The sequence below is a fragment of the Chryseobacterium sp. 2987 genome (genome assembly GCF_031456375.1).
GTDB classification, from domain to species: Bacteria; Bacteroidota; Bacteroidia; order Flavobacteriales; family Weeksellaceae; genus Chryseobacterium; species Chryseobacterium vaccae.
The window spans coordinates 1-5647 of sequence record NZ_JAVDUN010000019.1 but is presented as its reverse complement, the minus strand read 5'-3'; the positions used below and the strand labels follow the sequence as shown (position 1 = coordinate 5647).

Annotated in this window: 2 tRNA genes and 3 rRNA genes; all 5 read left to right on the top strand. The window is 46.4% G+C overall.

The window, feature by feature from the left end:
• Positions 1 to 448 precede the first annotated feature (448 nt).
• The 5 genes from J2Y40_RS23885 to rrf all read left to right on the top strand — a co-directional run bounded on the left by J2Y40_RS23885 (position 449) and on the right by rrf (position 5585).
• Positions 449 to 1965: ribosomal RNA gene (locus J2Y40_RS23885) — 16S ribosomal RNA — on the top strand.
• 207 nt (positions 1966 to 2172) lie between these two features.
• A tRNA-Ile gene (locus J2Y40_RS23880) sits at positions 2173 to 2246 on the top strand.
• 82 nt (positions 2247 to 2328) lie between these two features.
• Positions 2329 to 2402: transfer RNA gene (locus J2Y40_RS23875), tRNA-Ala, on the top strand.
• Between the two features lie 157 nt (positions 2403 to 2559).
• Positions 2560 to 5319: ribosomal RNA gene (locus J2Y40_RS23870) — 23S ribosomal RNA — on the top strand.
• Positions 5320 to 5476: 157 nt separating this feature from the next.
• Positions 5477 to 5585, top strand: a 5S ribosomal RNA gene (gene rrf / locus J2Y40_RS23865).
• The 16S, 23S and 5S rRNA genes sit together here with 2 tRNA genes alongside, the layout of an rRNA operon.
• Positions 5586 to 5647 lie beyond the last annotated feature (62 nt).

Genomic DNA, 5647 nt, shown 5'->3' with positions numbered 1-5647 from the left:
ATGAATTTTATGTTAAGTAAGTTTGTTTTATGACAGTATAAGTTGTTATCTTTGCCGCACTGAAAACGAGAGATTATCAGTAAGCGCAGAAGAATAAAAAACACTCTAAGTATTCATTTAAGGAGACCGAAAAAACTTTATAAAATAAGTTTTGTGGGATTAAAAAAAATGTTTACCTTTGCAGTCCGGTTTGCCGGGAAGCGCAGGAGTTAAGGATTGAGTTTTAGAGAGGGGTTAAGGTTACTAAAAAAACTTTAAAATTTTCTTTCAAAACATTTGGTCATTAAGAAATAAGTTATTACTTTTGCAACCGCAAATAAGGAACAGAACGACAGAGAGAGTTCTTTATGAAAGCGGAAAGATATAAAGATCATTGACATACAATATAACAACCAAGTAAGGAAAAACTAAAGCGTTAAGAAACTTTGAGTGAGCTCGGGACAAACATACAATGGAGAGTTTGATCCTGGCTCAGGATGAACGCTAGCGGGAGGCCTAACACATGCAAGCCGAGCGGTATTTGTCTTTCGGGACAGAGAGAGCGGCGTACGGGTGCGGAACACGTGTGCAACCTGCCTTTATCTGGGGGATAGCCTTTCGAAAGGAAGATTAATACCCCATAATATATTGACTGGCATCAGTTGATATTGAAAACTCCGGTGGATAGAGATGGGCACGCGCAAGATTAGATAGTTGGTGAGGTAACGGCTCACCAAGTCTACGATCTTTAGGGGGCCTGAGAGGGTGATCCCCCACACTGGTACTGAGACACGGACCAGACTCCTACGGGAGGCAGCAGTGAGGAATATTGGACAATGGGTGCAAGCCTGATCCAGCCATCCCGCGTGAAGGATGACGGCCCTATGGGTTGTAAACTTCTTTTGTATAGGGATAAACCTAGATACGTGTATCTAGCTGAAGGTACTATACGAATAAGCACCGGCTAACTCCGTGCCAGCAGCCGCGGTAATACGGAGGGTGCAAGCGTTATCCGGATTTATTGGGTTTAAAGGGTCCGTAGGCTGATGTGTAAGTCAGTGGTGAAATCTCACAGCTTAACTGTGAAACTGCCATTGATACTGCATGTCTTGAGTGTTGTTGAAGTAGCTGGAATAAGTAGTGTAGCGGTGAAATGCATAGATATTACTTAGAACACCAATTGCGAAGGCAGGTTACTAAGCAACAACTGACGCTGATGGACGAAAGCGTGGGGAGCGAACAGGATTAGATACCCTGGTAGTCCACGCCGTAAACGATGCTAACTCGTTTTTGGATTTTCGGATTCAGAGACTAAGCGAAAGTGATAAGTTAGCCACCTGGGGAGTACGTTCGCAAGAATGAAACTCAAAGGAATTGACGGGGGCCCGCACAAGCGGTGGATTATGTGGTTTAATTCGATGATACGCGAGGAACCTTACCAAGGCTTAAATGGGAAATGACAGGTTTAGAAATAGACTTTTCTTCGGACATTTTTCAAGGTGCTGCATGGTTGTCGTCAGCTCGTGCCGTGAGGTGTTAGGTTAAGTCCTGCAACGAGCGCAACCCCTGTCACTAGTTGCCATCATTAAGTTGGGGACTCTAGTGAGACTGCCTACGCAAGTAGAGAGGAAGGTGGGGATGACGTCAAATCATCACGGCCCTTACGCCTTGGGCCACACACGTAATACAATGGCCGGTACAGAGGGCAGCTACACAGCGATGTGATGCAAATCTCGAAAGCCGGTCTCAGTTCGGATTGGAGTCTGCAACTCGACTCTATGAAGCTGGAATCGCTAGTAATCGCGCATCAGCCATGGCGCGGTGAATACGTTCCCGGGCCTTGTACACACCGCCCGTCAAGCCATGGAAGTCTGGGGTACCTGAAGTCGGTGACCGTAATAGGAGCTGCCTAGGGTAAAACAGGTAACTAGGGCTAAGTCGTAACAAGGTAGCCGTACCGGAAGGTGCGGCTGGAACATCTCATTTTAGAGCGTTGAAGAACGTTAAACAAAATTAAGTATCGTAAGATACACACGAACTTACTTAAAGTTCAGCTTTAGTTTTTTATTTGGTTGATATATAAAACAATACAACACCCACTAGAAATTAGTAAAAGGGATTGAGACGAGAGGAAAGATAAAAGAAAAAGTTAAGTCTGGTATCTATTATCTGAAATCTGTTAGTCTAACAGACAGTCTCGTAGCTCAGCTGGTTAGAGCGCTACACTGATAATGTAGAGGTCGGCAGTTCGAGCCTGCCCGAGACTACTAATTAAAGCGGTAAGCAATAAGCATTAAGCTGGAGGCATTAAGCCTTGGTTTTATAGCGTAAAGCCTACAGCACCTAGAGGGGGAATTAGCTCAGCTGGCTAGAGCGCCTGCCTTGCACGCAGGAGGTCAAGGGTTCGACTCCCTTATTCTCCACATAGTGGATGTTTTAATCTTAAAAAAGCAAATAGAGCCAAAAACAATATTTGCGGGTTAAAGCAGAAATAGCATTAAAGATCATTGACATTAACGGTAAAGACATCACAAAGAGAAAACCGAGCGCATAAAAGCGCTTGAGTAACCTAAAAATAGGAAAGAAATCGTTAAGGGCGTATGGCGGATGCCTAGGCTTTCAGAGGCGAAGAAGGACGTGGTAAGCTGCGAAAAGCTGCGGGGATCGGCACACACGAATAGATCCGCAGATGTCCGAATGGGGCAACCCGGCATGTTGAAGACATGTCATCCCTTAGGGGAAGCAAACCCGGAGAACTGAAACATCTAAGTACCCGGAGGAAAAGAAATCGAAGAGATTCCGTAAGTAGTGGCGAGCGAAAGCGGATTAGCCCAAAAGCTGATATATGTTTAATAGAATGTTCTGGAAAGAACAGCCGTAGAGGGTGATAGCCCCGTATATGAAAGGCATATTTGAGTGATAAATGAGTAGGGCGGGACACGTGAAATCCTGTCTGAATATGGGGGGACCATCCTCCAAGGCTAAATACTCCTGAAAGACCGATAGTGAACAAGTACTGTGAAGGAAAGGTGAAAAGCACTTCGAATAGAAGGGTGAAATAGAACCTGAAACCGTACGCCTACAAGCGGTCGGAGCAGCATTAAGCTGTGACGGCGTGCCTTTTGCATAATGAGCCTACGAGTTAATTTTACTAGCGAGGTTAAGGTATTAAGTACCGGAGCCGGAGCGAAAGCGAGTCTGAATAGGGCGGTTAGTTAGTAGGATTAGACGCGAAACCTTGTGATCTACCCATGGGCAGGTTGAAGCTCTGGTAACACAGAGTGGAGGACCGAACCGGTTGACGTTGAAAAGTCTTCGGATGACCTGTGGGTAGGGGTGAAAGGCCAATCAAACTGGGAGATAGCTCGTACTCTCCGAAATGCATTTAGGTGCAGCGTCGATGTTAAGTTTATTAGAGGTAGAGCTACTGATTGGATGCGGGGGTTTCACCACCTACCAATTCCTGACAAACTCCGAATGCTAATAAATGTTCGTCGGCAGTGAGGGCATGGGTGCTAAGGTCCATGTCCGAGAGGGAAAGAACCCAGACCAACAGCTAAGGTCCCCAAATATATGTTAAGTTGAAGCAACGCGGTTGGACTGCATTGACAGCTAGGATGTTGGCTTGGAAGCAGCCATTCATTTAAAGAGTGCGTAACAGCTCACTAGTCGAGCGGTCCGGCATGGATAATAATCGGGCATAAACATATTACCGAAGCTATGGATTTATACCTTAGGGGTATATCTGGTAGGAGAGCATTCTATTTGCGCCGAAGCAGTACTGTGAGGTATTGTGGAGCGGATAGAAAAGAAAATGTAGGCATAAGTAACGATAAAGGGGGCGAGAAACCCCCTCACCGAAAGACTAAGGTTTCCTCAGCCATGCTAATCAGCTGAGGGTTAGTCGGGACCTAACGCGAACCCGAAAGGGGTAGTGGATGGACAATGGGTTAATATTCCCATACTTGCTCAAGAATAAAGGGGACGGTTGGATGTAGCTGCTGGAGACTGACGGAATAGTCAAGGCCTAGCCTTCGGGCGAAGCTGCTGTAGTGTAATCTGATCCAAGAAAAGCCGAATTGAAGCAACCCGTACCAAAACCGACACAGGTAGTCGAGGAGAGAATCCTAAGGTGCTCGAGTGAGTCGTGGCTAAGGAACTAGGCAAAATAGTCTCGTAACTTCGGAAGAAGAGACGCCATCAGCAATGGTGGCCGCAGTGAAGAGGCCCAGGCGACTGTTTATCAAAAACACAGGACTCTGCTAAATCGAAAGATGCTGTATAGGGTCTGACACCTGCCCGGTGCTGGAAGGTTAAGGAAGGTGCTTAGGGTTAAACCGAAGGCATTAACTGAAGCCCCAGTAAACGGCGGCCGTAACTATAACGGTCCTAAGGTAGCGAAATTCCTTGTCGGGTAAGTTCCGACCTGCACGAATGGTGTAACGATCTGGGCACTGTCTCAGCCACGAGCTCGGTGAAATTGTAGTATCGGTGAAGATGCCGATTACCCGCAATGGGACGAAAAGACCCTGTGAACCTTTACTATAACTTCGTATTGACTTTGAGTAAGTAATGTGTAGGATAGGTGGGAGGCTTTGAAGCCGGCACGCTAGTGTTGGTGGAGCCAACGTTGAAATACCACCCTTTACTTACTTGGAGCCTAACTTCTGAATTGAAGGACATTGCGTGGTGGGTAGTTTGACTGGGGTGGTCGCCTCCAAAAGAGTAACGGAGGCTTTCAAAGGTACCCTCAGCACGCTTGGTAACCGTGCGTAGAGTGTAATGGCATAAGGGTGCTTGACTGTGAGACCAACAAGTCGATCAGGTGCGAAAGCAGGACATAGTGATCCGGTGGTTCCGTATGGAAGGGCCATCGCTCATAGGATAAAAGGTACTCCGGGGATAACAGGCTAGTCTCCCCCAAGAGCTCACATCGACGGGGAGGTTCGGCACCTCGATGTCGGCTCGTCACATCCTGGGGCTGGAGAAGGTCCCAAGGGTTGGGCTGTTCGCCCATTAAAGTGGCACGCGAGCTGGGTTCAGAACGTCGTGAGACAGTTCGGTCTCTATCTATTGCGGGCGTTAGATGTTTGAGAGGGCTTGATTCTAGTACGAGAGGACCGAATTGAACAAACCTCTGGTGTATCAGTTGTACCGCCAGGTGCACCGCTGAGTAGCTACGTTTGGAAGAGATAAGCACTGAAAGCATATAAGTGCGAAACTCGCCTCAAGATGAGACATCTTTTAAGGGTCGTGGGAGATGACCACGTTGATAGGCTATAGGTGTAAAGGCAGTAATGTCATAGCCGAGTAGTACTAATTACCCGTAGATTTATAGCCTATAGGTTGCTATAACAAATATAATTTAAATTATACAAGCCTTTTATGCGCAGTTAAGGTTTTGTCTTTGTGAAAGTTTTTATCGATAAAAAAGCAGTATGCTTTACGCTGTAAGCTTGAAGCTTATAGCCTACTGCCTACAGCTATATACCTTCTTTAGGGTGGTTTTAGCGGTGGGGCTCACCTGTTCCCATTCCGAACACAGAAGTTAAGCCCACCAGCGCCGATGGTACTGCGACAAGCGGGAGAGTAGGCCGCCGCCAGTTTTTATATTATTAGAAAGTCTCATACAGTTTTGTATGAGACTTTTTTTTTGTTGTATACTGCA